A 25,563-nucleotide genomic window follows, 5' to 3' on the forward strand; every position below is an offset into this window, starting at 1 on the left:
GCCCGGGCCCGGAGGCGGGCCGGTGGTACACCCGCCCGGCGTAGGGGACGTGGCCGGTCCGTCCGGGCGGGCGCGGCGCCTGGCCGAAGGCCGACCCCCGTCCGTTCCCGCTCCCGTACAGTCCCTGCTGCCGCCGCCCCGCGGGCGGGAGCGGACCCCGGCCGGCGGACGGTGGAGCGGACGGACGGACGGACGACCGGACAGACGAACGCGCGGACAGGGGAACAGCGATGACCATCGAAGCCGGTCCCGTGGGACGTTCCGGTCCCCCGGTCCCCGAGCTGGATCCCTCCGTCGTGGAACGGTGGAGCGCGGGAGGAGGCCAGCTCGTCGAGCTGCTGGCCGAGGTGTGCGGACGGCTCGGCGGGATCGGCGCGTTCCGGCTCGGGGACGGCGGCCCCGCAGGCCGGCCGACCGTGCTGGTCACCGGTCCGGAGGCGATCCAGCACGTACTGGCCCTGCATCCCGGGCGCTACGTCAAACGCTCGCACCGTGCCCGGCTGCTGGTCGGCGACGGCGTGCTCTCCGCGACCGGCGAGGCGTGGAAGCGCCAACGGCGGCTCCTGCAGTCCCAGTTCACGGGGACCGGGATGCGCCGCTACGAGCAGCGGATCGCCGGGGCCGCCCGGACCGCCGCCGGGCGATGGGCCGCGTACGCGCGGACCGGGGAGGTCTTCGACGTGGGCGAGGAGATGCGGCGCTTCGCCCTCGACACCATCTGGCGCTCCCTGACCGGCCATCCGCTGGACGAGGAGACCGACCGCGAACTGGGCTCCGTCGCGGCCGTGGTGGCGGCGCTCCCGACGCTGCCCGCCGATTCCGCGGATGCCGGAGAGGCGGTCGCCGCGGATCTGGCCAGGATCGACTCCGTGGCCCGGCAGGCCATCGCCGCCGCCCGCCGGGGATCCGCCGGCCCCGACGGGCCGGGGCTGCTCCACCTGCTGGTGGAGGCGTCCGCCGAACGGCCCGAGTACACCGACCGGCTGATCCGTGACGAGCTGGTCACCCTGCTGGTCGCGGGACACGAGACCACGGCCACCACCCTGACCTGGCTGCACCTGCTCCTCGACCGGCGTCCCGAGGCCCGTGCGTGGGCCCTCGGGGCGGGCGGCGAGGGCTCGGCCGAGCGCCGGGAGGCGATCCAGGCCCTGGTCAGCGAGACCTTGCGGCTGTACCCGTCCGCCTGGATCCTGCCCCGGCACGCCGCCGAGGACGACGTCCTGGGCGGTTACGCCGTCGAGGCGGGCACCGACGTGCTGGTCTGCCCCTACCTCGCGCACCGCGACCCGGCACTGTGGCCCGATCCCGAGCGCTTCGATCCGCGGCGCTTCACCGCACCGGGCGGCCGGCCGGCCGTACCGGGTGCCTACGTGCCCTTCGGCATCGGCCCCCGCGCCTGTCTCGGGATGCAGTTCGCGCTGCGCGAGTCGACGGTGCTGCTGGAGCACCTGCTGCCGCTCCCCGGGCCGGTCTTCCGGTCGGTTCCGGACAAGTCCGCCTACAGCATCACGGTCCGGCCGGACGGACCGACGCCGGCCACGCTGACACCACGCCCGCTCACGCGGCTCCCCCTCGCGTCGGGCCCGCTCACGGCTCACCCGGACCGGGGGCGCTGAGGCTCGCCGCCTTCCGATGGCTCAGGCCCGGCCGATGGCTCAGGCCCGGCCCGATGCCCCGGGCCCACCGGACGCGTCGGCGCGCGGCGGCCAGGACGCCCAGGACGAGCAGCAGGCCCGCGCCGGTGCCGGCGAGGCCCGCGCGGAGCCCTTCGGGGACGTACGAGCACGCCAGCCGGTCGGCGCCGCCGGATCCCAGGGGGACGCCGAGCAGCCCCTGGTACGGGACCGGGGCGCGGGCCGGGCCGCCGTCGACCGAGCAGCTCCAGCCGGGGGACGCCGTGGTGGAGAGCACCGCCGTGCCGGTGGAGCCCGCGGGGAGCCGGGCCTCGACGGTGTGCCCGCCGGCCGTGATGCCGGTGGCCCCGCCCGCCTTCAGCCCGGCCACGGCGGCGTCGAAGGCGGCCTGGTCCAGGCAGCCGAGCGCGTCGGACGGCAGGACCTGGCCGTCCGACCCGGTGCGCACGGAGAAGGTGAAGGTGCCGTCGGCCGCCGCCGTGCCCATCTCCCTGACCGGGGCGCTGACCGCGGGCGGCCTGCCGGAGAAGCTCTCCAGCCGGCCGCCGGCCTCGGCCCGGGCGGTGGCGTTGAGGTCGGGCGCGTGGAGGAAGGCGCGGGCCCCCGGGGCGCACCGCCCCGTGAACGCGGTCCAGCCTTCGGGGCCCCAGCCCTCGGCCCGGGGCAGGGCGAAGCCCGGCCCGGATACCGGTGCCGGTACGGCCGCCGGTGCCGGTGCGGTCCGTGCGTCGCCGCGGGTGAGCTCGGGGACGGTGTAGACCCTGGCGCCGAGCGCGGTCTGGCGCCGGGCCCAGACGGAGCCCGCGGGAGCCCCGTACGACTGGTCGCTGCCCGGTGCCCGGAGGGTGACCAGGGGCGGGGCGGGCAGGGTGCGGACGGTGACTCCGTCCTCGCCGGCCGGTTCGAGGACGGTGCCGATGCCGAGCAGGGCCCGCAGCACCGGGTCTCCCGCGGGCCACAGGTGGCGGCCGCCCATGGCCTGGCCGAGGCCGAGGCCGCGCAGTGCGCGCGCGGTCTCCACGCTCACGTAGCTGCTGTAGTAGGCGCCGCCCTGGCCTCCGACCAGCATCGCGTCGTTGTTGGTGACGAAGACTCCGGGTCCGGCGTCGGACCGGGTGGCGGGCCAGTTCCCGTGCGCTTCCAGGGCCTTGCGCGCGTTCTTGCCGAGCTCGGTCATGGTCTGGGGGCGTACGGGGCCGCGCCGGCGGGGGTCGTCGGCGACGGAGTTCCCGTAGACGGAGTACACGGTTCCGGCGAAGACCGAGACGGCCAGCAGCAGCATCACGCCGATGCGGGCGGGGCGGCGCAGTCCGCGCGCGTAGAGCAGCAGCAGGACCGTGGTGACGGCGCCGCCGGCCAGGACGCCGGTGAGGGCGTGCCCGTTGACCGGCGGGAGGCCGCGGGAGGCCGTGACGAGCACGGCCAGCAGACTCGCACCGCCGAGCAGGGCCCGGGGCCGGGGCATGTGGGCGAGGCAGATCCAGGCGGCCATCGCCAGCATGCCGCTGAGCACGAAGGACTCGCGGAAGGGGGCGCCGTGCGGGAGGGCCCCGCCCTGCCAGAGTTTGGCGGTGGGGGTGAGGACGAAGGAGAGCCCGGTCAGCAGCAGGAGCGCGCACCAGGCGAGGCGTTCGCGGCCGCGCACCTTCGACTGGAAGGGCAGGGTCAGGACGAGGAGGAGGACGAGCACCCCCGCGTAGACGTTCGGCGCGGGGCTGACGGGGTGGGTGCCCGGTATGAGCATCGAGAGGAAGGTCAGCGGATCGGTGTGCACGCTGACCACGTACAGCTCGGTGGGCTGGGCCCGCCCGTTGGCGAAGGCGCACACCAGGATGGCCGGGGCGGCGAGGAGCAGTCCGGTGCCGGTCATGGCGGCGGCCCGCCACACCGCCCGGCCGCGGGTGCGCAGGTCGGCGTCGGCGAGCAGGAGCCGTACGAGGAAGACGAGCGCGGTGGCCGTGGTCGCCATGGCGGCGGTGTAGAAGTTGGCGAACCAGCACAGGGCGACGAGGAAGCTGCCGAGGACCCAGCGGCGGCCGGTCAGGCACCAGTCGGCGGCTATCCCGAGCAGGGGTATCGCGACCAGGCCCCAGGTCCACATCGGAACGACGGTGCCCTCGGCGACTCCCCAGCCGCAGACGGCGTAGCCGACGGAGAGCAGGGCGCGCAGCCAGGGCGAGCCGGGGCGCAGGCGCCCCAGGTACACGGTCATCAGCGCGGCGGCGAGGCCCATGCTGCACAGGCTGACGAGGTAGACGGAGAGTTCCGCGTGCTGGCGGGGCAGGAGGCCGGTCAGCAGGGAGAACGGGTTGGAGAGATAGGTGAAGAAGTCGCCGAGGAATCCGACGCCGTACCCGCTCTGCCAGTTGAAGAGCAGATCCCCCTGGGCACCGCCGTGCTGGAGGTCCCAGAGGTGGGTGTGGAAGGGGGCGTATTGGTGGCGCAGGTCGTTGTCGGCGCGGGGAACGGGCCCGAAAGGGTAGATCCCGCGCGTGGCGAGACCGGCGCTGTAAGCGGCCGTGGATATGAGCGCGGCGGTGAACGCCGAAAGGAATGCAATATTCCGATTGACCCCTCCCACCTGGGACGCGACCTCTCCGCGGATTCTCGCGGAGAGGGGTTTTCCGGCAGGCGGGAGCGAAGTGGCGGTCATGTGTGGGAAACCCTCGTGCGTGACTAATCGGCCACGGACAGGCCGCCGATTCCCGCACCCTATGTACACCGCAGAAGAATTCACGCACGCGACGCAACAAATATGATCGCAATCACGGGAAGGTCTGGTCCAAGCAGGATAGAAAATGGACAATCGTCAACTTTTCGACCATCCTGCCGCCCTCCGCCCCCGAGCGCGCCCCAGTCCGCCCCGGCCCGCCCGGCCGTCCCCCGGGAAGAGTGCCGGAACCGCCGGATCCCGTACGCTCGTCGGATGGCAAAGTACTTCGACGTACACCCCGACAACCCCCAGCCCCGAGCGATCGGCAGCATCGCCGACGGCATCCGCGCCGGAGGACTCGTCGCCTACCCGACGGACTCCTGCTACGCGCTGGGCGCCCAGCTGGGCAACCGTGAGGGTGTGGACCGGATCCGGTCCATCCGGCAGCTCGACGACCGCCACCACTTCACCCTGGTGTGCGAGAACTTCGCGCAGCTGGGCCAGTTCGTCCTCATCGACAACGACGTCTTCCGTGCGATCAAGGCGTCCACCCCCGGCAGCTACACCTTCATCCTTCCGGCGACGAAGGAAGTGCCGCGCCAGCTCCAGCACCCGAAGAAGAAGACCGTGGGCGTGCGCATCCCCGACCACGTCGTGGTCCAGGCGCTGCTGGCCGAGCTGGGCGAGCCGCTGCTGTCGAGCACGCTGCTCCTGCCCGACGAGGCGGAGCCGATGACGCAGGGCTGGGAGATCAAGGACCGGCTCGACCACGTCGTGGACATGGTGGTCGACTCGGGAGAGTGCGGGACGCTGCCGACGACGGTCATCGACTTCTCCAGCGGCGAGGCCGAGATCGTCCGGCGGGGCGCGGGGGACACCACCCGCTTCGAGTAGCAGCCGGCGCCGGGGGCGGGGGGGCAGGACCCTCCCGCCCCCGAACGGCGTATCAGGTGCGCGGGTACAGGACGGGCTTGAGGCCGTAGTCGAGCTCGGAGCCGTCCACGAGGAGGGCTTCCACCGTTCGGGTGGCCGGATCGATGTCCGCCACCATCCCGTCGCCCGAGTAGCGGGGGTACCCGGAGGCGCCGTTCTGGCCGGTCGCCGCGACGACGGCGGAGCGGACGGCGTCGTCGGCCGACCCGTCCACCACGTGCTCGGGCACCAGCAGGATCTCGAAGGTCTGCGGTTCGGTACTCATCCCCCGACGCTAACCGGCTCCCGCGCATCATGCCGTCCGGCGCCGCCGTCGATGAGCCCTTGGAGCCCCGGTGCGTACAGGTCCGCCAGTCGCCCGGGCGGCGTACGGGGCCCCGCGCCGTCGGGCCGGTGCAGGCTCAGCGTCGCCCCCAGGCCCAGCAGCTGGCCCGCGACCAACTCGGCGCGCAGCTCCCGGTCGGCGCCGTCGAGACGGCCGGCGAGGCGGGCGGTGACCTGTTCGCGGAACCGCTCCCGCAGCAGGGTGCGCTCGTCGTCGTTGCCCAGGGAGAACACCACCCGCAGCAGCGGGTCCCCGCGGAGCTCGTCGCGCAGCCGGACCATCGTCAGGACGAGGTGGCGGCCCAGGACAGCGGGTTCCGCCGCGAACAGGGCGTCGGCGGCGGGCTGGAAGTCGGCGACCGTGTTGAACAGCCCCTCCTTGCTGCCGAACCGCTTCACGATCAGCGACGGGCTGACGCCGGCGTCGGCCGCGATGCCGCGCAGGGTGACTTCGGCGTAGGGGCGCAGGGTGAAGGCCCTGCGGGCGGCGCGCACGATGGCGTCGCGGCCGGACTCCTCGGCGGTGCTCATGTGCCCTCCCGGAGCGCGGTCGCGGACGTGGTCACCCCGACCGTACCGGGCCGCGCGGCCGCCGCCGGCCTCCCCGCGGGCAGACACAGGGCCGCCGCCAGGGCGGCGAGCGCGGCCCCGGCCGCGATCAGGAAGACCAGCAGGTACGCGTGCAGGGTGGGGACGCTGCGCCCGCCCGCCACGAACGTGACCCGGGCGAGCACGGCCGCGACCACGGCGCTGCAGCAGGCCTGGCCCACCGAGCGCATCAGGGTGTTGAGGCCGTTCGCGGCGCCCGTCTCGGTCACGGGGACGGCCCGCATGACGAGCGCGGGCAGCGCCGAGTAGGCGAGGGCGGTACCGCAGGCGACCACCGTGGCGCCGGCCACGATCAGCCAGAGGGCGTGGCTGGTGAAGAACCGGACGAGGTAGCCGAGGGCCATGACCGCCGCGCCGAGGGCCAGGGCGGTCCGCGGGCCGTACGCGGCGGAGAGCCGCGCCGAGACCGGGGACAGCGCGACCATGGCCAGGCCGCCCGGCAGCAGGCACAGGCCGCTCACCACGAGGGAGGCGCCGAGCCCGTACCCGGTGTTCGTCGGCTCCTGTACCAGCTGGGCGGTGACCAGGGAGTTCGCGTAGAAGGCGAATCCGATGAGCAGGGCCGCGAGGTTGGTGAGCAGGACGGCGGGGCGCGCCGAGACGCGCAGGTCGACCATCGGGGAGGCGGTGCGCAGCTCGTGGCGTCCCCAGAGGGCTCCGGTGAGCAGGGCGGTGGCGAACAGTGCGAGCGTGCGCGGCGCCGTCCAGCCCCAGTCCGCGCCCTGGGTGATGGCGAGGAGCAGGGCCACGAGGGTGGCGGCGAGGCCGAGGGTGCCCGGTACGTCGAACCGGCCCGCGGTGCGCGTCGGGGACTCGGGGACGGTCCACAGGACGAGGAGGACGTCCAGCAGGCCGAGGGCGGCCGAGGCCCAGAACATGGTGTGCCAGTCGAAGTTGTCGACGACGAGGGCCGCCACCGGGAGGCCTATCGCGGCGCCGATCCCGAGGGTGGAGCTCATGAGGGCGATGGACGGCAGGACGCGCTCCGGCGGGAGCTCGTCGCGGATGATGCTGATGCCGAGCGGGATGACGGCGAGCGCGGTGCCCTGGAGGGCGCGTCCGGTGATCAGGACGGCGATGTCGGAGGTGGCCGCGCACAGCGCGGATCCGGCGGTGAGGACGACGAGCGAGGCGAGGAGCACGCGGCGCTTGCCGTACATGTCGCCGACCCGGCCGAGCACGGGGGTGCAGACGGCGCCGGTGAGCAGGGTGACGGTGACGAGCCAGCCCGCGGCGGCGCGGCTGCTGCCCGTCAGGTCGGGTATGTGCGGCAGCAGGGGGACCACCAGCGTCTGCATGACGGCCACGATCGCCCCGCAGAAGGCGAGGACGGCCACCATCGGACGGGGGCGGATTCGGGGGTGCGTCTTGGTGGGCATACGGCTCCCGGACATTGGTCCGACGGAAGGGGTGCACATGTGTTCACCCCCAGGGTAAACGCGCGTGCACCCCTGTGTCCGCCCCTCCGGGCATCGGATTCCGGCCGGATCGCGCCGGCCCGGCCGGCTGCCGTCTAGGCCGTCTCTTTCGGATCTTGTCGGCCGAGCCCGCGGCGTCCGGTGCCGTGCCCGGGCGTGCTGCCGGGGCGTTCGCGTACTGGGCGTACGTGGTCGCCCCGGCAGTGCGGCCGGGCGCGGTGCCGGGCGTCGCGGGCCCGGCAAGATCCGGAAGAGACGGCCTAAGGGCGGGCGCCCGCGCCGTCCGAGGGCCCGGCCGGATCGGCCCCGGGTGCCGAGGGGTGGTGCAGCAGACCGCGCGCCCACCGTTCGTTGAGGCCCGCGAGGAAGCCGATGGCTCCCCAGAAGAACCAGGTCGTGGCCAAGGCCCCGTGCCCGTCGGCGGAGAGCGGCCCGGGCCCGCACAGGGCGGCCGGGGTGGCCGGCGGGGTGAGGAGCGTGAGGATCCCGCCCGCGACGAGGAGGTAGAGGGCGGTGGCCAGGAACCAGCCCACCACCACCCGGTACCAGCCCTCTTGGCGCAGCGCGCGGGACAGCTGGACCGGGTCCGACAGCCGGACCGGGTCCACGGCGGGGCCCGCCCCGCCCGGGCGGGAGCGGATCAGCTGCCGGGGATCGCGCAGCCGGACGATCACGCTGAAGACCGCGCCCATGGCGCCGCCGGCGAAACACACCAGGGCCCCGGCGAGGGCCAGCTGCTCCTGGCAGCCGAGGCCCGTGCCGAAGAGCCGGGGCACCCACTCCCCCAGGGCGAAGACAAGCAGCAGGATCACCGGGCTGATCACGATTCCGCAGGTCAAGCCGGTGTTCAGACCGCGGGCCGCCGCCGTGGCCGTATCGGCCTCCAGCCGCGCCGCGGCCAGCGCGACGGCCGTCTCCAGCCGGGCCACGTCCGCCCCCTGGGCCACGGCGCGCAGGGCGCGCAGCAGTTCGCCGGTGACCGCGGCGCGCGTCCGCCGTTCGAAGGCCCGCTGCGCGGCCGTGTGCAGGCCGTCGAGGCGGAGCATGAGCTCCGGTTCGGCGCACCACAGTTCCCGCAGTCGTTCCGGATCGATGCCGGGCACCTCTTCCAGTGCCCGTATCTCGCCGTCGGCCGCGCCGTCGAACCACTCGCGCGCATCGCGCAGCATCGGCTCCCCCTCTTCGCACAGCAGTTGTACTCGTCTTCGCCGCGCGAGGATAGCCGCCGGCCCGGCGGAGCGGCGCCGTCAGTCCGCCGGGCGGGCCTGCTGCGGGGACGGACTCCCGTCACGGCCGGACGCGCGGAAGAGGGCGTGGAGCAGGACCGCGGTGAGCGTGCCCGCCACGACCCCGCTGCCGAGGACGGTCCGGGCCCAGGTGGGGAACCCTTGATAGAGGTCGGGGGCCACCACCGGCAGCAGTCCGGCGGTGAGGGCCAGCGCGATGACGGTGGAGCCGCCGCCGGCGCCGGGCGCGGTCCGCCCGAGCATGTCGACGCCCATCACCGCGATGATCCCGTAGATCACCAGGGCGGATCCGCCCACGACGGGTGCGGGGATCGCGGCGAGCAGCCGGGAGACGGGGGCCAGCAGGCCGACGGCGACGAGGAGCACTCCCGCGCCGGCGGTCACGAAGCGGCTGCGGACCCCGGTGAGCCGTCCGATCCCGATGTTCTCGGCGCTCGTGACCATCAGCGAGGTGCCGAACAGCCCGCCGAACACCGAGATCAGGGCGTCGGCGCGGGCCACCCGGGGCACATCGCGGCCGGGGTCGCTCTCGCGCCCCACGGTCTCGCTGTTCAGGACGGTCTGCCCGGTGATCTCCGCGAGGGTGGTGAGGCTGAAGACGAGCAGGGGCAGTGCGGCGAGCAGGTCGAACTGCGGTGCGCCGTACGGGAGGAGGTGCGGCAGGGTCAGGCCCCCGCCGGCTCCGCCGACGGGCGCGAGGTGGCCGAGGCCGGTCGTGAGCGCGATGAGGGTGCCCGCGCCCATGCCGAGGAGCACGGCGGTCTGCCGCCAGATCCCGCGCAGCACCATGAGGAACAGCACGGTGCAGCCGATGGTGGCGCCGGCCAGCACGACCGCCGAGGGCGCGGCGTACCCGGGGCTCCCGGGGCGGCCGGTGACCAGCTGGGCGGCGACCCGGATCATGGCGATCCCGATGAGCAGCACGGTGGTGCCCATGACCAGGGGCGGGAAGAGCCGGACGACCTTCGCGTAGAAGGGCAGTACGGCGAAGAGCAGCGCCGCGGCGAGGAGCACCGAGCCGGTGGCGGTCGCGGGGCCGTGGTCCTTGGCTATCTGGAGGAACAGCGCGGTGGCCGCCCCGCCGGGGAGCATGACGAACGGCAGCCGGGCTCCGAACCGACACACCCCGAGGGACTGCAGCAGGGTGCCCGCGCCGCAGAGCACGAGGGTGGCGCTGAGCAGGGAGGCGGTGCCGGCGGCGGTGAGGCCGAGGGCCTGGCCGGTCAGGAAGGTGGTGGACACGGGCGCGGCCACCATGGCCAGGACGTGCTGTGCGGACAGCGGGGCCAGCCGGCGCACCGGGAGCCGCTCGTCGGCGGGGTTCACGGGGGCGGGGTTCACGGGGGCCTGATCCGTCCTCGTCGGGGAGGTGCTCATCGGGCGGCCTCTCTGTCCAGCCAGGGGAGCTCCTCGGCGGTGTACCGGTAGGCGCGGAAGACGGCGTTGGGTTCGGACGGGAACAGGCCGCGGACCTCGGACTCCTGGTAGGCGCCGAAGTGGGGGACGACGTACTCCCAGCAGAGGTAGCCCTCGGGGGTCACTTCGAAGAGGCGGCCGGACGGGGAGTCGGTGACGAGGGTGTTGCCGCCGGCCAGGCGCTGGGCGCTGCCCATGAACGGGGCGAAGAAGGCCTCGCGCGCGGGGTCGTGGTACTCCCAGACGACCTTGCCCGAGGAGCGCTCGACCTCGATGACGCGGGAGTAGGGGACGTCCGATCCGGGCCGGAAGACTCCGTTGTCGAACACCAGCACCCTGCCGTCGGCGAGTTCGGTGGGGGCGTGCTGCTGGGAGACGACCCCGGGCTCGGTGCGCCAGAGGATCTCGCCGGTCTCCCGGCTGATGACGACCACGGCGGAAACGCTGCGCAGGCTGGCGAGGACGTTCCCGTCGGCGAGCGGTACGACGCTGTTGATCAGCGGCCAGTGCTCCCGGGCGTAATCGGGGTGCAGGGCGTACTCGGCCCGGTCGAGGTGTTCGGCCGCGCTCCACGACCAGCGTACGGAGCCGTCGGCGTCGACCTCCTTGATCGTGTCGGCCCATACCGTGCCGTCGGCCGCCTCCGAACCGGGCACTCCCCCGAGCACGCCCGCCGCGTCGGAGCCCCGCAGGGGTTCGAGCGCGGTGTAGAGCACACGGCCGCCGCCGAGGTGGTGGGCGTCGTGGTGCTGGAGGGGATCGCGGTGTTCGCGCAGGACGGTGCCGTCCGGGGTGGCTTCGAGCATCACGCCGCCGCGGTACTTGTGCCACATCGGGAAGAGCGCCTCCTGCCCGGGGAGCACTCCGCTGTAGGCCAGGTTGCCGTTGGCGAGGATCCGGGCGTGCCGGCCGGGGCGGTAGGGCAGCCGCCACTCGTGGACCACCTCGCCGTGGATGTCGATCAGGTACACCTCGCCGGTGCCGGTGAGCGGGGCGAAGAGGGTGTACCCGCCTTCCGAGGCGGTGGGGTCGAGGGCGATGAGACCCGTGCCGCGGCGGCGGCGGAAGTTCTGGTCGACCGGGGGCATGCTGTCCTCCTGCGGAGCGTGAAACTTTGTTTGATGCGAGCAATCTCCTTTGAAGTTAGCGGTGCATTGTTGCGGCGCTGTGAAGGGAGTGCGAAGCCCGCGGCGGGGTGCGGGAAGATGATCGTCAGAGGCGCGGGACGACGAGCGGGGTGCGGGGTGGGCGGGCACGTGGAAGAGGAGACCTCCGAGCGGAGGATCGGTGCGGGCATCCGCAGGCGGCGCAGGGCCCTGGACCTCACCCTCGCCGAGGTGGCCGCGCGCAGCGGGCTGTCCTCGCCCTTCCTCAGCCAGATCGAGAACGACCGGGCCCGCCCGAGCATGCGCTCGCTCCAGCGGGTGGCGGACGCCCTGGACACCACGGCCGTACAGCTGCTGGCCGCCGGGGAGACCCCGCGCCGGGTGGACATCGTGCGGGCCGACGCCGATCCGGGGCTCGACTCGGGGTCCGGCAGCGGGCCCGGCTCCGGGGCGGGCTCCGGGACGGACACGACGGCCCGGGTCCGTCCGCTCGTCCGCGGCCAGCACCAGATGCACGCACTGGAGTTCACCGGGGACCATGACGCCGAGCGCCCGTTCCGGCACCGCAACGACGAGCTGATGTACGTGGCCGACGGCTCGGCCGAGGTCGAGGCCGACGGGCGGACGCACCGGCTGGGCCGCGGCGACACGCTGTACCTCACGGGTGGGGTGGAGCACACCTGGCGGGCGCTGGAGGCGGGCACGCGGGTGCTGCTCGTCGCCGTCGCCGACCACGTGGAGGCCGTCGTGGACCCGCGGAGCTGACCGGGGGCCACGCACGGGTACGGCGGTACGTCAGTCCGTGGGCACCGTGCGCAGGGACTGGTGCACGGACCAGGCCACCGACACCAGGGGCACCGCCACCACGGCCCCCACGATCCCGGCGGCGATGGCTCCCGCGACCACCGACAGGGCCACCACCATCGGGTGCAGGCGCACCGCCCAGCTCATCACCAGCGGATGCAGCACGTGTCCTTCGATCTGGCCGATGACCACGATGAGCGCGACCACCAGGGCGGCCACGAGCGGCCCCTGGGTGGCGAGGGCGACCACGGCCGCCACGCCGAGGGCGACCGGCGAGCCGATGAGCGGGACGAAGGCGGCGACGAACTCCAGCAGGGCCAGCGGAACCGCCAGCGGGACACCGAGGAGGTAGAGCGCGATGCCCACGAGGACGGCGTTGGTCCCGGCCACGAGCACGATGCCGTGGGTGTAGCCCGTGAAGGTCCGCCACGCGGCGCGTCCGCCCACGGCCATCCGGTCCCTTGCGCCTTCGGGAAGCTGTGCACAGAACCAGTTCCACTGCCGGTCGCCCGAATAGGTGAAGAAGACCGAGCAGAACAGCCCGAGGGCCGCCACGGTGAACACTGCGACGACCCGTCCCGCACCGCTGAGCGCCGTGCTCAGCAAGGTGGAGCGGTGGCTGGAGAGGTAGTCGCCGATCTTGGACTGGGCATCGCTCAGGGCGTGCGCGTCGAGCCGCAGCGGCGGACCCTGGAGCCAGTTCTGGATGCGGTCCAGCCCGACCCGGAACTCGCCCACCAGCGCCGGCCATTCCCCTGCGACGGCCTCGCCCACCAGCGCGAGGCCGCCGAGCACCAGGATCATGCTGCCGATCAGTGCGCAGGCCACGGCCAGGCCGCGGGGCATCACCCGGGCCAGCAGGCCGGCCGGCGGGCGCAGCATGGCCGCCGCGACCAGGCCCAGGAAGAGGGCCAGGGCGATCTCGTGGAACCGTCCCAGGACGGTGAAGACCGCGTACACCGCCGCGCCGACGACCAGCAGCCGCCAGGCGTACCCGGCGGCGGTCCGCAGGAGCGGGGCCACGGGGGCCGCCGCTCGTGGGGCCGCCGCCGTCGCGCGCGCCGGGACACGGCCCCGGCCGGTCCGGCCTTCGCCGCCGGGGCGGGCGCCGGGCGGGAGCCGCCGGGCGGGCCGCGTCACGAGTCGCCTGGTCATGTGCGGCCGCACCTCCGGGGTGTGTTGGTCCCCTCGGGCTATCACCCCGGCGGCGGCCGCCCGGTGCGCCGCGCAGCGCGTTCGCCCGAAGGCCTCATCCGCGCTGGGCCGAAGGAGCAGGCCCGGGCGTTGCCCCTCCTTCGGCGAGTGCGCTGGTCACAGGGGGTTTCCCGGACCGGGCCGCCGACGGGCGACGGGAAACCCGTCGACCCCGGTGCCCGCCGGGGACAGGCTCCAGGTGTCAGCACGGAGCAAGACCCGAGGGGACACCCACCATGCGCAAGATGATCCGCGGCGCCGCCGCCTTCGCCACCGCCGCCGCAGCCGTCGTCGCACTCAGCGGAGCCGCCGGGGCGTCCGGCGCGCAGCCGGCCGACACGTGGGCCGGGTGCCCGGACGGGGCGGTCTGCATCTACCCGCAGAACCAGAACCCCGCCGTCAGCCCGAGCCACGTCTTCTACAGCTACGGGGCGCACAACCTCAGCAACCAGTTCGGCAACCACTGGGTGCTCAACAACCAGTACGGCGGGGCCACCGCACGCCTGTGCGCCGGCTCCAACGGGGCCAACTGCGGCAACCCCATCGTCCAGGGCACCGGGGTCTACGCCGACCTCGGGCCGATCAACTCCCTCACCCTCAACCGCTAGCGGCGAACGGGCCGCCGGTCCGTTCGGTCTTCGCAAGGACGTTCCGGAGTCCGGCCCCCGGCCGGGCTCCGGAACGCCGTCGTTTCACGCCACACCGCACGAACGGCCGGTAGGCCTTCGGACCCCCGCGATAGCCTGGGCACCTGCCTCTCACAGCCTGGGCGCACATTGCCATGGGGGACGTCTTGGGAGATCCGGACCGCGCGGGCGGTACCGCGGCGGGCTTCCCCGCCCAGTTGAGAAGGCTGCGCGTGGAGCGCGGCCTGTCCTTGGGCGATCTCGCCCGCCGGACCCACTACAGCAAGGGCTATCTCAGCAAGATCGAGACCGGTGCGAAGCCGGTCACCCTCGAGGTCGCCCGCAGCTGCGACCGGGCCCTGGGGGCGGAGGGCGAACTCCTGCGGCTGGTACCGGAGAACGAGGGGGCCGCGCCGCCCGCGGCGGCGAAGTCCCGCGCCGGGCAGACCGGATCCGGCGCCGCGCAGGCCGGTCCGCCCCACCAGCGCGGTCCGCAGTCGGACGGTGCGTGCCCCTACCGCGGCCTGTCGGCGTTCACCCCGCGGGACGCCCGGTGGTTCTTCGGCCGGGAGCGGGCCACGGCCGCCCTCGTCGAGCGCGTCCACGACCGGCTCGGGCACGGCCCGTTGCTCCTCGTCGCCCGGTCGGGCGCGGGCAAGTCCTCCCTGCTCAGTGCGGGTCTGGTACCGGCGCTGCGGAGCGGCGGCCTCCCGGTGGCGGGGGCCGACGGCTGGCCGGTCGTCAGGTTCACCCCGACCGCGCACCCGCTGCGGGAGCTCCTCGAAGCCACCGTGAACGCGGTGGGGGCCGAACTCGGCGTCACCCCGGTGCAGCTGAGCACCCACCCTGAACTGCTGCTCGAATCCGTGCACCGGCTGACGCGCGGCGACGGACCGGCCGGAGCCCTTCGCGGAGCGGACGGAGGCCGGCTCCCGGCCGTGCGGCCGGTGCTGCTGGTCGACCAGTTCGAAGAGCTGTTCACCCTCTGCTCCGACGAGGAGGAGCGCCGCGCCTTCGTCCGGGTGCTCCTGGCGCTGGCCACCGCTCCCCCGGCGGCGACTCCCGGTGGCGGTCCCGGCCCGGCCATCGTCGTACTGGGCGTGCGGGCCGACTTCTCCGGGGAGTGCCTGGACCTGCCGGAGCTGGCTGCCGTGTTCAGCGAGGGGCTGTTCGTCCTGCCCCCGATGTCCGTGGCGGAGCTGCGGGAAGCGATCACGCGCCCCGCGGAGCTCGCCGGGCTCGTACTGGAGCCGGGGCTGGTCCCCCTGCTGCTGCGGGACGCGGGCGTACGGGACCCCGGCGTACGGGACCCCGGCGTACGGGACCCCGGCACCGGGGACTCCGGCGCCGGCGACCCCGGCGCCGGGGATCCCGCGGCCCGCCCCGGCGGCGGTCCGGACGCCTGGCCCGGGGAGGCTCCCGCCAGCGCCCTGCCCCTGATGTCGCACGCCCTGATGGCCACTTGGCAGCGGCGCGAGGGATCCACGCTCACCGTGGCGGGGTACGAGTACGCGGGCGGGATCCAGGGCGCGGTCGCACGCAGCGCCGAGCAGGTGTTCGCCCGGCTGGACCCGGCCGGGCAGCGGACGGTCCGGCGGCTCCTCGTCCGGCTGGTGCACGTCGCGGACGGTACGGGACCGACCCGGCGCCGGATGAGCCGCACCGCCCTGCTGGCGGGAGAGGCCGGCCCGGGGCGGGCCGCGGCCGCCCTCGACGCCTTCGTCCGGGCCCGGCTGATCAGCGCGGACAGCGATAGCGTCGAGATCACCCACGAGGCCCTGCTGCACGCCTGGCCCCGGCTGCGCGGCTGGATCCACGCCGACCGGGCCGGGCTGCTCGTCCACCAGCACCTGGCCCAGGCCGCCGGCGAATGGGCGCGCGAGGCCCGCGACCCGTCCGTGCTGTACCGCGGGAGCCGCCTCGCCACCGCCCGCACCTGGGCCGACGAGCTGGACGGCCGCAGCCGGCTGGGCCCCCGGGAGGCGGACTTCCTCGACGCGAGCCGGGCCGCGGAGGAGGCCCGCAGCCGTCAGGACCGGCTGCGGGTCCGGCTGCACCAGCGGATGCTGGCCACGCTCGTCGCCCTGCTCCTGCTGGCGCTGACCGCCGGCGCGGTGGCCTACCAGCAGCGGGCGGGGGCGCTCGGGCAGGAGCGGACCGCCCGCTCCCAGGCCCTGGCCGCCCGGTCGCTGTCCCTGTCCGCGGGACAGCCCGAGGCCTCCATGCTGCTCGCCGGGGAGGCCTATCGGGCCGAGCCGACGCCCGAGGCCCGCGGCGCCCTGCTCAGCACCCAGTCGCAGCCCTTCCTGGCCCGGCTCGGCGGGCACGGCGGGCCGGTCAACGCGGTGGCCTTCGCCCCGGACGGCCGGCTCCTGGCGACCGGCGGCTCCGACGGGAAGGTGCTGCTGCGGCGGGTGGCCGACCGGAGCACGGTCGCCGCCTTCACCGCGCCCGGCCGGGTGCGCACCGTCGCCTTCAGCCCCGACGGGCAGACCCTGGCGGCCGGTTCCACCGACGGGCCGGTCCGGCTGTGGCCCCTCGGTGCCGGCGGCGGCCCCGTGTCGGTGCTGGCGCCGAGCACGGCGGGCGCCCGGGCGGTGGCCTTCGCCCCCGACGGGGGCACCCTGGCCGTGGCCGCCGCCGACGGGACCATCCAGTTGCGGGACACGGCCGGGGACCACCCCGAGCGGGCCGTCCTGAGCGGTCACACCGCGCGGGTCAACGCCCTGGCGTACGCCCCGGACGGCCGGAGCCTCGTATCGGCCGGGGCCGACGGGACCGTACGGCTGTGGGACACGCGGCGGGCGGAGCCGGCCGGGGTCCTGGAGGGGCACACCGGGGAGGTGCTGGGCGCCGCCTTCGCCCCGGACGGCCGTACGGTCGCCACCGGCGGGGTCGACCGTACGGTGCGGCTGTGGGACGTGGCCGGGCGGCGCGCGGCCGCGACGCTGACCGGGCACAGCGACGACGTCAACTCCGTGGCCTACACCCCGGACGGCACCACCGTCATCAGCGGGGGCGGCGACGGCACCACCCGGCTGTGGGACGTGCGGGGCGGCCGGCTCACGGCGACGCTCGCCGGTCACACCGACTACGTGCTCGCCGTCTCCGTGGATCCGACGGGATCGGTGCTCGCCACCGCCGCGTTCGACCAGTCCGTCGTGCTGTGGGACCTGCGGGGGCCCGTGCTGACGGCGCGCCCGTTCACCGAGGTGTGGCACGCCGCGTACAGCCCCGACGGGAAGCTCCTCGCCACGGCCTGCGCCGACCACACGGTGCTGGTGTGGGACGTGCCCGGACGGCGGGTTCAGGCCACTTTCACGGGGCACGGCGAGACGGTGTTCTCGGTGGCCTTCGCCCCCGACGGACACACCCTCGCCTCGGCCGGCGCCGACGGCACCGTACGCCTCTGGGACACCACCGCGCGCACCCCGCTCGCCACCCTCACCGGACACGAAGGGACGGTGTTCTCGGTGGCCTTCGCCCCCGACGGACACACCCTCGCCTCGGCCGGCGCCGACGGCACCGTACGCCTCTGGGACACCACCGCGCGCACCCCGCTCGCCACCCTCACCGGACACACCGACTTCGCCAACGACGTCGCCTTCAGCCCCGACGGACGGACCCTGGCCAGCGCCGGGGACGACCTGACCGTACGGCTGTGGGACGTGGCCGGGCGCCGGCCGCTCGCCGCGCTCGGCGGGCACGCGGGGGCGGTACGGGCCGTCGCGTTCGGCCCGGACGGGCGGACCCTGGCGAGCAGCGGCAACGACGGCACCGTACGGCTGTGGGACGTGGACCAGCGGCGCGTCACCGCGGTGCTGACCGGGCACACCGGTTCGGCGCGGGGCATCGCCTTCTCCCCCGACGGGACGACCCTGGCGAGCAGCGGCAACGACCGTACGGTGCGGCTGTGGGACGTCCCCGGACACCGGGTGCGGGCCGTGCTGTCGGGCCACACCAACGCGGTCTGGGGGGTCGTCTTCTCCCCCGACGGACGGACCCTGGCGAGCAGCAGCAACGACGGCACCGTACGGCTGTGGAACCCGGATCCCGGCGCCCGGCTGGCGGAGATCTGCCGGACGGTGGGCCGCCTCGGACCGCGGGAGCGGGAGGCGCTGATGCCCGGTCTGGCCGTGCAGGCGGGGGGCGGCTGCTAGGGGGTGTCTCGCGGATCAGCCCCGATCGGACCGGGGCGGATCAGAGCGGACCGGACCGGACCGGACCGGACCGGATCAGCCCCGATCGGCCCGCGGCGTACGGGGTTTCCTCAGGGGTTTCCCGTTGCCCGTTCGGGTGGTGCCCCGTCCGGCCCTCGACGGGGCGCCGCGGCGGGCGCCAGGCTGGTCCCCGGATCCGGGTCCGGATCCAGGTCCGGTCCCGCGGTCAAGTGCCGTAGCGGCAGCCGCGCTTCACCGCCATCCCCCGCCCCGTCGTGTGAAACGAGGTCTCCCACCGTGCTGCGCCGAACAGGTCTCATCGGAACGCTCCTCGCGCTCCTCGCCGTACTCCTCTGCTCCCCCGCGAGCCCGGCCTCTGCCGACGACGGTTGCCGGGTCCTGGCCCCCGGGGCCTCGGCGGCGGCCGAGCGCGCCGTCGCCGCCGCCTGCGAACAGGTGGGAAAGGGGGTCTGGTACACGTGGGGCGGTGGTCACGGCGCGGCGCCCGGTGCCACCTACGGGCAGGTGGACCCCACCGATCCGGCGAGCGAGCACGATCCCGAACGGCTCGGCTTCGACTGCTCGGGATTCGTCCGCTACGCCTACGCGCAGGCAGCCGGCTCGGACCTCCTCGACGGGGTAGCCAGTGCGCAGTACTACACGCACCGCGCGGCCACCCGCTTCACCGCCGCCCAGGGGCTCGCCCCACTGCTCCCCGGCGACCTGCTGGTGTGGGGGACCTCCCGCGACCTGCACCACATCGCCCTCTACCTCGGGGCGGGCAGGATGGCGGAGGCCCGGCAGTCCGGCACCAGGCTGATGGTCAGTGAGGTCACCGACGCCCGGCTGTCGAACGGCTATTACGGGGCGGTCCGCGTGGACACCGGTCCGGTCACCGGCCAGGTGTTCCGGACCTGGGGCACGGGCGTGTGGACCAAGGAGCAGCCGGCGACGGGGGCCGCGCGGGTCTACGCCCTGCCCGGGCCGACGACCGTCCGCATCTCCTGCCAGAAGCACGCGGAGCCGGTGACCTCGGACGGCTACACCAATGACGCCTGGTCCTATCTTCCGGACTACCGGGCCTGGATGACGAACATCTACGTCCGTGGGGCGGCTTGGCTGGAAAACGTCCCCACGTGTCGTTGATCATCCGTAAGGTCGTAAACGATCAACAACCCCCCCAAGCCGGTTGACCCGGCCCATTTCGAGGAGCAACGTGCGCCCGTCTGCGTACCCGTCGTACCTGTCTTCCCCCGCTTCCCCCGCTTCCCCCGCTTCCCTCGCTTCCCCGGCTTCCCGGTCCACCCGGTCGCCGCTCGCCCGCTCGCGGCGGCTGGCCGTCGGCGCCGCCCTGCTCGCGGTCGTGGCCGGCGGTACGCTGCCCGCCACCGCCGCCCACGCGGCCAGCGCGACCGGCTCCCTCGCCCAGGCCCCCGTCCAGCCGGCCGCCGCGCCCGATCTGGAGGCGCTGACGCAGGCGTTGCGCAATACGACGGCGGCGGGAGCCCCCGGGGCGATGGCCCGCTTCACCGGTCCGGACGGGGTCCAGAGCCGGGTGGAGGGCGTGCGCGACCGGGAGACGGGCGCGGCCATGGACCCGCGGGCCCGCTTCCGCATCGGCAGCGTCACCAAGACGTTCTCCTCGGTCGTCCTCCTCCAGCTCGTGGACGAGGGCCGCATCGAGCTGGACCGGCCGGTCAACTCCTACCTCCCGGGCCTGCTGCCCGACGACCGGATCACGGTGCGCCACCTGCTCACCCACCGGAGCGGTCTGGCGGACTACACAAACGCGATGTTCGAGCACACCGTGCCCGGCTTCGAGGCGGTCCGGAACAAGGTGTTCACGTACCAGGAGCTCGTCGACCTCTCGCTCGCCGAGCCGAGAACCACCGAGCCCGGGGTGGCGTACAAGTACTCGAACACCAACTTCGTGGTGGTGGGCATGCTGATCGAGAAGGCCACCGGAAAGCCGGTGGCCAAGGAGTACGAGCGGCGCATCATCAAGCCCCTCAAGCTGAAGAACACCTCGTACGTGCACCCCGGCACGGCCATCAAGGGCCTGCACGCCAACGGCTACCTGCACCCGGACGAGGCCGGCGCCCCGCTGGTCGACTCCACCGAACAGACCGTCTCCTGGGCGCAGTCCGCGGGCGCGATGATCTCCAGCGCGGCCGACCTCAGCACCTTCATGTCCTCCCTGCTCGGCGGCAAGCTGCTGCGTCCCGGCACGCTGGACGCCATGCTCACCGTGACGCCGACCGACACCACCAACACCCGGTTCTACGGGCTGGGCCTGCGCCGCTACGACCTCTCGTGCGGTGCGCAGGTCTACGGACACACGGGCACGGTTCAGGGCTTCTACACCTACGCGTTCACCACCCGGGACGGCAAGCGCTCCCTGTCCGCCATGGCGAACACCTCCAACCGGGGCCAGGCCAACACCGCCCTCGGCGGCACGCTGGAGGCCGCCTTCTGCGGCAAGGCCCCGGCCGCCGGACCGGCGACGGCCACGGCGCGCGGTTTCGCGTTCGCCCCGGGCTCCGCCCCGGCCCCGGCGGAGGCGGACCTCCCCGAGAACCGCTGACGGCGATTCCCGGACACCGGTCGGTTCCCGCCCCTTGGCTTGGGGGCGGGAGCCCGGAAAGCTGAACTCCGCATTCCCGCACGGGCGTTGCCCGTGTGACCGATGAGGAGGACACGATGGCCGACGTACCGCCCGTGAAGCGTTCCCGCAGGGGGCCGGGCCGCCGGGCCCGCCGGATGCTCGCCGCCACCGCGGGGGCCGCGACGCTGGTCCTCGCGGTCCCCGGGGTCGCGTTCGCGGCCCCGCCCCCGGCCCTGCCGGCCAATGCGGACGGGCTGGATCAGACCTTCCAGCCGGCCTACGACTACGACCGCGACGGCTGCTACTCCAGCCCCGCCATAGGCCCCGACGGGACCCTCAACGGGGGCCTGAAGATGGGCGGTGACGTCAACGGCCAGTGCCGCGACCTCTCCGACCTGAACAACACCAACGGCTACTCCCGCGCGAAGTGCAACAACGGCTGGTGCGCCGTCATGTACGCGCTCTACTTCGAGAAGGACCAGGTCTCCCTCGGCCCCGGCAGCGCCGGACACCGGCACGACTGGGAGCACGTCGTGGTGTGGATCCAGAACAACCAGGTCGGCTACGTCTCCACGTCGGAGCACGGGAACTTCAAGGTCCACGCCGCCTCGCAGATCCGGTTCGACGGCACGCACCCGAAGATCGTCTACCACAAGGACGGGATCAGCACGCACTGCTTCCGCGCCGCGAACTCCAACGACGAGCCGCCGGAGAACCACAAGGGAACCTGGCAGTACCCTCCGCTGGTCGGCTGGAACGGCTACCCCGCCGGGCTGCGCGACAAGCTGAGCCAGGCCGACTTCGGCAGCGCCCTGCTCGGGATCAAGGACGGCCAGTTCAACGGCCACCTGGCCAAGGCCAAACCGGCCGGGATCCCCTTCGACCCCAACGCGTGACGGCCCCGGGACCTGCGGAAGGGCGCCGGGCGTCCGCCCCGGGACCCGCGGAAGGGCGCCCGGAGGGGCCCGGATAAGGTCGTCGCGGGACCGGCGCCGCCCCGCCGCCCCCGCTCCGCACCTGCCCGGCCGACGGCCGCCCTGCCCGGAAACCTGCCGCCATGAGTACCGCGCTCCACCCTGCCCAGTCCCCCGACGCCGCCGGCTCCCCCGGGGCCGGCGCCCCCGAGCCGCCCCGCCGCCGGGCCTTCGGCGGCCGGGCACCGGCCCGGCCCTCGGCCGCCGCCGCGATCCACAGCATCAGCGCCGCCACGGTGGTCCTGCTGTGGCTCGTGGCGATCGGCGCCATGATCCACGAGCCGATCCTCATCCCCCCGCTGGCCGCCAGTGCCGCCCTCGTGCACAGCGCGCCCACGCTGCCGCTGGCGCAGCCCCGCGGGGTGGTCATAGGGCACATGGTCGGGGCGGCCGTGGGCTACGGGGTGCTGGCCGTGGCCGGAAGCAGCGCCTGGGGGGCCGCCGTGGCCGCCGGTGTCACGCTGGCGCTGGTCATGGCCGCGCGCACCCCGCATTCACCCGCCTGCGCCACCGCCGTGGTGGTCGTGCTCCAGACCCCGGTGGCGGCCCGGTTCGTCCCGCTGCTGTTCGGATCCACCGTGCTGATCGTGCTGACCGGGTACGCGGCCTCCCGGGTGCGCCGCAAGGCGCCGAGGTACCCCGCGTACTGGTGGTGACCGTACGTCACCACGGGCGGGGTTCGAGATGCGCTCCCGGCGCACTGCTGGTTCGCTGAAGGACGCCCGGCGTCCCCCCACAGCGCCCAGGAGTGAACATGAGTGCAGGCGAGTCCCACGGCCGGTCCCGGCAGCTGCGCGACAAGGCGCAGGAGCTGGACGAGGCCGCCACCCGCTCGACCGACCCCGACGAGAGCCGGCGGCTGCGGGACAAGGCGCGCCGCCTGCGCGAGCAAAGCGAGCAGGAGCGCGTCATCGACGACCCGGGCATGGACCTGCGCTAGGGGGCTACGGACCTACGGGGCCACGGCCGCCGCGGGGGCCTCGTCGAGCTCCCACGCGTGGCGCTTGAACTCGCGGACGAAGTCGGCGTGGTCCTCCCACTGGCGGGCGATGCCGCGCAGCACGTCCCAGTGGTGCTCCACCGCCTGGTCGATGACCCGGCGGACCGTCGGCTCGGCCGTCTCCCGCTGCTCGATGAGGCCCTTGGCCACCGAGGCCTCCAGCGCCGCGTTGCGCAGCGCGCGCAGGGCGCGGGAGGTGTCGTCCATCCCGAAGCCGTTCTCGCTGCCCGTCTCCTCGGCGAAGAGCGGGGTGAGCCGCGCCTCGATGAAGGCGGTGATCCGCTCGAAGTGGCGTACGTCCATCGGGGGCTCCATCTCGGGTCGCTGCGCTGTCCGGCGCGAACCGGGCCGCACCGGCGATCATTATCCCGCAGCCGGGCACCCGCTCCGCTCCGGGGGTGGGGGCACTAATCTGACGTGCATGGACGAGCTGGACGGTGTGGAGGTCATCGCGTTCGCCGACGCCGGGGCCTTCGAGGACTGGCTGGCCGGGCACCACACCCGGCACGAGGGCGTGTGGGTCAAGGTGGCGAAGAAGGCGTCGGGGATCCCTTCGGTCTCCTCGGACGAGCTGGTCGACAGCGGGCTGTGCTTCGGCTGGATCTCCGGGCAGCGCCGGTCGCTGGACGAGCGCCACTACCTCCAGAAGTACGTGCCCCGCAGGCCGCGGAGCCTGTGGTCGCAGGTCAATGTCGACAAGGTGACCGAGCTGACGGCCCTGGGCCGGATGCGCGAGCCGGGCCTCGCCGAGGTGCGCAATGCGCAGGAGGACGGCCGCTGGGCGGGTGCCTACGCCTCCCAGCGGGCGGCGGAGGTGCCGGCCGACGTCACGGCGGCCCTGGCGGAGAACCCGGCGGCCCGGACGGCCTTCGAGGCCCTGGACCGGACGGGGCGCTACCTCGTCGTGCTGCCCCTCCTCCAGGCCCTCACCCCGGAGACCCGGCGGACCCGCCTGGAGCAGGCCGTACGCCTCCTGGCGCGGGGCGCCGCCGGCTGAACCGCGCCCGCGCCGCTCAGGCCTAGGGCAGCACCTCCCGGCCCCGACCGCGTCCGTCCACCCGGACGCGGAGCGGGCGGAGGCCTGCGTGGGAGAAGGTCGCCTCTGCCGCGTCGGACGAGACCACGTCCAGCCCGTCGAGGAACAGCCGTTCCGGTGCGGGCGGCCCGTCCATCGCCGCGCAGAGGCGCAGCCAGGGCGCGGGAGCGTGCGCGAGGGCGAACGCCCGGAGGGCGTCCAGCCCTTCGAGGACGTGCCGGACTCGCGCCGCGACGTCATCGAGGCCGGCGGGACCGTCCCCCGTCCCGTCGGGGCCGATCCGCACCTCGCACGAGGTGTCCCCGTCGGCGGCGGGTGGCCCTCCCTCCGCAGCGACGGCGATCCAGCCCACCAGCCCGCCTTCGCCGTCGGGCCGCAGCACGCCCAGCCAGGGGTGGCGGACCGGTCCGGCGTACCGGGAGCAGCAGGGTGCGAGCCGCTCTGAGGCGACCGCTCCGCAGTCGGGGCACAGGAGGTGGAGGTGACAGGCCGGGTCCCCGCCGTCGGGTGTGGCGTCCATGGGACCGAGGCTAGTGGCGAACGGCTCGCGGTGGCACCGCACTCCCCCGTGGACCTACCAGCGCAGCGGGAGGCGGCTCACGCCCTGCATCAGGGTGCCCGGCAGCCAGGCCCGCGGGCCGGCTTGCGGGTCCTCGGCCAGGTCGGGGAAGCGTTCGAGCAGGGAGCGGATGGCGATGCGGCCCTCCATGCGGGCCAGCGGGGCGCCGATGCAGAAGTGGAGTCCGTGGCCGAAGGCCAGGTGGGCCTGCGGGGCTCGGCCGATGTCGAAAGCTCCGGGGTTCTCGAAACGCGCGGGGTCGCGGTCGGCGCCGCTCAGGGAGACGAACACGGTGGCCCCGGCCGGGATGGTGGTGCCGCCCACGTCGAGGGGTTCGCGGGCGTAGCGGTACGTGGTGTGCTGCACGGGGCCGTCGTAGCGGAGCATCTCCTCGACCGCTCCGTCGATCAGCCCGTCCGGGTCGGCTCGCAGCGCGGCCAGTTGGCCGGGGTGCTCGAGCAGGGCCCGTACGCCGTTGGAGATGAGGTTGACGGTGGTCTCGTGGCCCGCGATCAGCAGCAGGAAGGCCATCCCGATGACCTCGTCGGGGGACAGGGAGTCCCCGTCCTCGTCGCTGGTGCGGATCAGCGCGCTGAGCAGGTCCTCGCCGGGGTCCTTGGACTTGGCCCCGATGAGCTCCACCAGGTAGGCCCCCATGGCCTGGTTCGCGGTGCCGTTCGCTTCGGGCGAGGTGGGGGAGACGATCTCGTTGGACCAGTAGCGGAACCGGGCCCGGTCGAGGTCGGGGACGCCGAGCAGCTCGCAGATGACGGTCATCGGCAGCGGGAACGCCAGCGCTTCGATCAGGTCGCCGCCACGCTCGGGCCGGGCGGCCATCGCATCGAGCAGTTCGTCGGTGATCTGCTGGATCCGCGCCCGCATGCCCTCCATCCGGCGTGCGGTGAACTCCCGTGACACCAGCCGTCGCAGCCGCGTGTGGTGGGGCGGGTCGGATTCCAGCATGTTGGCGTTGACGGCGCTGAGCTGGGTGTCCGGGAAATTGCCCGAGGCGCGCCAGTCCTTGGACAGGGTCGGGTCGTTGAGCGCGCGGCGCGCCTCTTCGTGCCCGACGATCATCCAGGTCGGCACGGTGTCGCCGGCGTTGAGGAGGATCTGGTGGACGGGCCCCACCGCACGCATCCGCTCGTAGAACGCGTACGGGTCGGCGTCGAACTCTTCCGCGCCGGCGCTGATGTCCACTACTGGCATCGGACCACGGTACGCCCCCAACCGGGGGCCGGTGAGGGCGGTTTCCGGACACTCCG

The 25,563-nt window shown here is 74.2% G+C and carries 22 protein-coding genes; 11 read left to right on the forward strand and 11 right to left on the reverse strand.

Going from position 1 to position 25,563, the window contains the following annotated elements; genetic code table 11:
- Positions 1–230 precede the first annotated feature (230 nt).
- Positions 231–1,616: a cytochrome P450 gene (locus ACIA8F_RS15140; RefSeq protein ID WP_399378916.1), complete on the forward strand. Its 1,386-nt coding sequence runs from the start codon at positions 231–233 to the stop codon at positions 1,614–1,616.
- Here the strand turns inward: ACIA8F_RS15140 and ACIA8F_RS15145 are convergent.
- Positions 1,588–4,215: a YfhO family protein gene (locus tag ACIA8F_RS15145; RefSeq protein WP_399378918.1), complete on the reverse strand. Its 2,628-nt coding sequence runs from the start codon at positions 4,213–4,215 to the stop codon at positions 1,588–1,590. The two genes, ACIA8F_RS15140 and ACIA8F_RS15145, sit on opposite strands and share 29 nt — an antisense overlap.
- Before the next feature lie 345 nt (positions 4,216–4,560).
- On the opposite strand from ACIA8F_RS15145, the gene ACIA8F_RS15150 reads away from it, so the two are divergent.
- Positions 4,561–5,181: an L-threonylcarbamoyladenylate synthase gene (locus ACIA8F_RS15150; protein ID WP_399378920.1), complete on the forward strand. Its 621-nt coding sequence runs from the start codon at positions 4,561–4,563 to the stop codon at positions 5,179–5,181.
- A gap of 52 nt (positions 5,182–5,233) precedes the next feature.
- On the opposite strand, the gene ACIA8F_RS15155 is transcribed toward ACIA8F_RS15150, so the two are convergent.
- The 6 genes from ACIA8F_RS15155 to ACIA8F_RS15180 all read right to left on the reverse strand — a co-directional run bounded on the left by ACIA8F_RS15155 (position 5,234) and on the right by ACIA8F_RS15180 (position 11,322).
- Positions 5,234–5,485 (reverse strand): hypothetical protein, encoded by a 252-nt coding sequence (locus ACIA8F_RS15155; RefSeq protein WP_399378922.1) that lies wholly within the window; start codon positions 5,483–5,485, stop codon positions 5,234–5,236.
- Positions 5,482–6,075, reverse strand: coding sequence for a TetR family transcriptional regulator (locus ACIA8F_RS15160; protein WP_399378924.1), 594 nt, complete (start codon positions 6,073–6,075; stop codon positions 5,482–5,484). The genes ACIA8F_RS15155 and ACIA8F_RS15160 overlap by 4 nt, the downstream gene beginning before the upstream one ends.
- Positions 6,072–7,532 carry an MFS transporter gene (locus tag ACIA8F_RS15165; RefSeq protein WP_399378926.1) on the reverse strand — a complete coding sequence of 487 codons (1,461 nt, stop codon included), beginning with the start codon at positions 7,530–7,532 and terminating at the stop codon, positions 6,072–6,074. The genes ACIA8F_RS15160 and ACIA8F_RS15165 overlap by 4 nt, the downstream gene beginning before the upstream one ends.
- 299 nt (positions 7,533–7,831) lie before the next feature.
- Positions 7,832–8,740 carry a hypothetical protein gene (locus ACIA8F_RS15170; RefSeq protein ID WP_399378928.1) on the reverse strand — a complete coding sequence of 303 codons (909 nt, stop codon included), beginning with the start codon at positions 8,738–8,740 and terminating at the stop codon, positions 7,832–7,834.
- 78 nt (positions 8,741–8,818) lie between these two features.
- Positions 8,819–10,159: a uracil-xanthine permease family protein gene (locus ACIA8F_RS15175; protein ID WP_399378929.1), complete on the reverse strand. Its 1,341-nt coding sequence runs from the start codon at positions 10,157–10,159 to the stop codon at positions 8,819–8,821.
- Positions 10,160–10,191: 32 nt separating this feature from the next.
- A complete protein-coding gene (locus tag ACIA8F_RS15180; protein ID WP_399378931.1) occupies positions 10,192–11,322 on the reverse strand; it encodes an aryl-sulfate sulfotransferase in 1,131 nt (376 codons plus the stop codon).
- Between the two features lie 156 nt (positions 11,323–11,478).
- On the opposite strand from ACIA8F_RS15180, the gene ACIA8F_RS15185 reads away from it, so the two are divergent.
- A complete protein-coding gene (locus tag ACIA8F_RS15185; RefSeq protein WP_399379115.1) occupies positions 11,479–12,105 on the forward strand; it encodes a helix-turn-helix domain-containing protein in 627 nt (208 codons plus the stop codon).
- Positions 12,106–12,135: 30 nt separating this feature from the next.
- On the opposite strand, the gene ACIA8F_RS15190 is transcribed toward ACIA8F_RS15185, so the two are convergent.
- Positions 12,136–13,299, reverse strand: coding sequence for an AI-2E family transporter (locus tag ACIA8F_RS15190; protein WP_399378932.1), 1,164 nt, complete (start codon positions 13,297–13,299; stop codon positions 12,136–12,138).
- Between the two features lie 275 nt (positions 13,300–13,574).
- Here ACIA8F_RS15190 and ACIA8F_RS15195 point away from each other — a divergent pair, with 275 nt between their 5' ends.
- The 7 genes from ACIA8F_RS15195 (at position 13,575) to ACIA8F_RS15225 (ending at position 22,643) form a co-directional block, all read left to right on the forward strand.
- Positions 13,575–13,946 carry a hypothetical protein gene (locus ACIA8F_RS15195; protein WP_399378933.1) on the forward strand — a complete coding sequence of 124 codons (372 nt, stop codon included), beginning with the start codon at positions 13,575–13,577 and terminating at the stop codon, positions 13,944–13,946.
- Between the two features lie 185 nt (positions 13,947–14,131).
- Positions 14,132–18,124: a helix-turn-helix domain-containing protein gene (locus ACIA8F_RS15200; RefSeq protein ID WP_399378934.1), complete on the forward strand. Its 3,993-nt coding sequence runs from the start codon at positions 14,132–14,134 to the stop codon at positions 18,122–18,124.
- 297 nt (positions 18,125–18,421) lie between these two features.
- Positions 18,422–19,270, forward strand: coding sequence for a C40 family peptidase (locus ACIA8F_RS15205; RefSeq protein WP_399378936.1), 849 nt, complete (start codon positions 18,422–18,424; stop codon positions 19,268–19,270).
- Positions 19,271–19,475: 205 nt separating this feature from the next.
- On the forward strand, positions 19,476–20,708 hold the full coding sequence (locus ACIA8F_RS15210) for a serine hydrolase domain-containing protein (protein WP_399379116.1): 1,233 nt from the start codon (positions 19,476–19,478) through the stop codon (positions 20,706–20,708).
- 116 nt (positions 20,709–20,824) lie between these two features.
- Positions 20,825–21,625: an NPP1 family protein gene (locus ACIA8F_RS15215; RefSeq protein ID WP_399378937.1), complete on the forward strand. Its 801-nt coding sequence runs from the start codon at positions 20,825–20,827 to the stop codon at positions 21,623–21,625.
- A 161-nt stretch (positions 21,626–21,786) separates the two neighbouring features.
- A complete protein-coding gene (locus ACIA8F_RS15220) occupies positions 21,787–22,359 on the forward strand; it encodes an HPP family protein (RefSeq protein ID WP_399378939.1) in 573 nt (190 codons plus the stop codon).
- Positions 22,360–22,457: 98 nt separating this feature from the next.
- Positions 22,458–22,643: a DUF6381 family protein gene (locus ACIA8F_RS15225; protein ID WP_284717145.1), complete on the forward strand. Its 186-nt coding sequence runs from the start codon at positions 22,458–22,460 to the stop codon at positions 22,641–22,643.
- Between the two features lie 12 nt (positions 22,644–22,655).
- Here ACIA8F_RS15225 and ACIA8F_RS15230 read toward each other — a convergent pair whose 3' ends face one another.
- The gene (locus ACIA8F_RS15230; protein WP_399378941.1) at positions 22,656–23,006 is read right to left on the reverse strand and encodes a hypothetical protein; all 351 of its coding nucleotides are present in this window, start codon (positions 23,004–23,006) and stop codon (positions 22,656–22,658) included.
- Positions 23,007–23,124: 118 nt separating this feature from the next.
- On the opposite strand from ACIA8F_RS15230, the gene ACIA8F_RS15235 reads away from it, so the two are divergent.
- A complete protein-coding gene (locus ACIA8F_RS15235) occupies positions 23,125–23,700 on the forward strand; it encodes a YdeI family protein (protein WP_399378943.1) in 576 nt (191 codons plus the stop codon).
- Positions 23,701–23,722: 22 nt separating this feature from the next.
- Here the strand turns inward: ACIA8F_RS15235 and ACIA8F_RS15240 are convergent, their stop codons facing one another.
- Positions 23,723–24,259, reverse strand: coding sequence for a hypothetical protein (locus ACIA8F_RS15240; RefSeq protein ID WP_399378945.1), 537 nt, complete (start codon positions 24,257–24,259; stop codon positions 23,723–23,725).
- A 54-nt stretch (positions 24,260–24,313) separates the two neighbouring features.
- Entirely contained in the window at positions 24,314–25,507 is a 1,194-nt protein-coding gene (locus ACIA8F_RS15245) for a cytochrome P450 (protein WP_399378946.1), read from the reverse strand.
- Positions 25,508–25,563 lie beyond the last annotated feature (56 nt).

Source organism: Streptomyces sp. NPDC051563 (genome assembly GCF_044454225.1).
In the GTDB taxonomy this organism is placed as follows: domain Bacteria; phylum Actinomycetota; class Actinomycetes; order Streptomycetales; family Streptomycetaceae; genus Streptomyces.

What these genes read in the sequence shown, in the direction of transcription:
- ACIA8F_RS15180 (WP_399378931.1), bottom strand. Translation starts at nt 11,322, where the DNA reads ATGCCCCCGGTCGACCAGAACTTCCGCCGCCGCCGCGGCACGGGTCTC.
- ACIA8F_RS15170 (WP_399378928.1), bottom strand. Translation starts at nt 8,740, where the DNA reads ATGCTGCGCGATGCGCGCGAGTGGTTCGACGGCGCGGCCGACGGCGAG.
- ACIA8F_RS15245 (WP_399378946.1), bottom strand. Translation starts at nt 25,507, where the DNA reads ATGCCAGTAGTGGACATCAGCGCCGGCGCGGAAGAGTTCGACGCCGAC.
- ACIA8F_RS15220 (WP_399378939.1), top strand. Translation starts at nt 21,787, where the DNA reads ATGAGTACCGCGCTCCACCCTGCCCAGTCCCCCGACGCCGCCGGCTCC.
- ACIA8F_RS15230 (WP_399378941.1), bottom strand. Translation starts at nt 23,006, where the DNA reads ATGGACGTACGCCACTTCGAGCGGATCACCGCCTTCATCGAGGCGCGG.
- ACIA8F_RS15225 (WP_284717145.1), top strand. Translation starts at nt 22,458, where the DNA reads ATGAGTGCAGGCGAGTCCCACGGCCGGTCCCGGCAGCTGCGCGACAAG.
- ACIA8F_RS15215 (WP_399378937.1), top strand. Translation starts at nt 20,825, where the DNA reads ATGGCCGACGTACCGCCCGTGAAGCGTTCCCGCAGGGGGCCGGGCCGC.
- ACIA8F_RS15235 (WP_399378943.1), top strand. Translation starts at nt 23,125, where the DNA reads ATGGACGAGCTGGACGGTGTGGAGGTCATCGCGTTCGCCGACGCCGGG.
- ACIA8F_RS15160 (WP_399378924.1), bottom strand. Translation starts at nt 6,075, where the DNA reads ATGAGCACCGCCGAGGAGTCCGGCCGCGACGCCATCGTGCGCGCCGCC.
- ACIA8F_RS15150 (WP_399378920.1), top strand. Translation starts at nt 4,561, where the DNA reads ATGGCAAAGTACTTCGACGTACACCCCGACAACCCCCAGCCCCGAGCG.
- ACIA8F_RS15155 (WP_399378922.1), bottom strand. Translation starts at nt 5,485, where the DNA reads ATGAGTACCGAACCGCAGACCTTCGAGATCCTGCTGGTGCCCGAGCAC.
- ACIA8F_RS15240 (WP_399378945.1), bottom strand. Translation starts at nt 24,259, where the DNA reads ATGGACGCCACACCCGACGGCGGGGACCCGGCCTGTCACCTCCACCTC.
- ACIA8F_RS15195 (WP_399378933.1), top strand. Translation starts at nt 13,575, where the DNA reads ATGCGCAAGATGATCCGCGGCGCCGCCGCCTTCGCCACCGCCGCCGCA.
- ACIA8F_RS15140 (WP_399378916.1), top strand. Translation starts at nt 231, where the DNA reads ATGACCATCGAAGCCGGTCCCGTGGGACGTTCCGGTCCCCCGGTCCCC.
- ACIA8F_RS15165 (WP_399378926.1), bottom strand. Translation starts at nt 7,532, where the DNA reads ATGCCCACCAAGACGCACCCCCGAATCCGCCCCCGTCCGATGGTGGCC.
- ACIA8F_RS15190 (WP_399378932.1), bottom strand. Translation starts at nt 13,299, where the DNA reads ATGACCAGGCGACTCGTGACGCGGCCCGCCCGGCGGCTCCCGCCCGGC.